Annotated in this window: 1 protein-coding gene; it reads left to right on the forward strand. The window is 34.8% G+C overall.

All coding sequences use genetic code 11. The features are described from left to right. On the forward strand, positions 1-467 hold a 467-nt coding region (locus tag F6K49_RS51205), incomplete at its 5' end, for an HAD-IA family hydrolase (RefSeq protein WP_293110605.1). Positions 468-1,164 lie beyond the last annotated feature (697 nt).

Here is a 1,164-nt window from a genome sequence, read left to right on the forward strand (position 1 = left end):
AAAAAGTCCAAAAACTATTACGCGAAGATATTCAAAGTTTAACTCCTATTCCTGGACTAATAGACGTTTTAAATGATTTTAAATCTGAAGGTTACCAATTAGGGATATTGACATCTAACTCAGCAGATAACGTTAACCTTTTCCTGGAAAATAATTCTTGGGTAAAGCTTTTTGATTTTGTTGACTCAGGGAGTCCCATATTTGGAAAAGAAAAAGTTATTCGTAAATTCCTCAAAAAACATAATTTAAATCCTGCTGATGTGATCTATGTGGGAGATGAAACTAGGGATATTGAGGCAGCTAAACAAAATAATCTTAAAGTAGTTGCTGTCAGTTGGGGATTTAATTATAAAGAAGTTCTAGCTCAATACAAACCAGATTTTTTGATCGACCAACCCCATGAGTTATCTGAACTAGTATCTAATTTAGATCAATCAAAAGTTAAATCAAAAGTAGTTTGTTATTAGGAATAAGTTAATTGTTACTTATTACTTGTTAGTTTACCAATGATAATTTGACCAATGACAATTTGAGATCAGCCCATTTGCGCATCACATCTTGCACTACTACCAATAATCCGCCAGGGATGAAAATCCCAGCGCGAGTAAATCCAGTCCTCTCAAGAGGACTAAATGCTTGTCAGATCAAGCTTGAAGTCTATATATAGCCAATCCAATAGGTTGTATAAAGCCAGGTTATCTAAGTATTGGATTGGCTTGTATTATCTTTTTTTTATCTGAATTATCGATTAGTTTACCCATCAATTGATACCCAAAGCAGCTATATAGCAGAAGTCAGAAGTCAGAAATCAGAAGTCAGAAGTCAAACTCTTGCGCTTACTTAGGTTTGAGACTTTTGTCATGTCCTAACTGCCCTGGCGACTGCTATAGCTAAAAAAACTATGGTCAAGTAACAATGCTTACTGCTGTGAATCATATACTGATCATTTTGTCAAATTATACAAATCTCCACTACACCTGACACCCAGTCTTAACCAACAAGCTTTGGTGCGTAAGTCCTGAAATTGACCAATTGCCGTTGTTCGATAAAATTTGAATTAAATCGTCAATTTAAGCTGAAAAACTCAATTTGAGTGGAAAATAGGAATATAGAGCAGGATTAGCGAAGAGCAACGTGAAATATTTCTTTTTATCGGAAGGCTGG

The sequence above is a fragment of the Moorena sp. SIO3I6 genome (assembly GCF_010672095.1).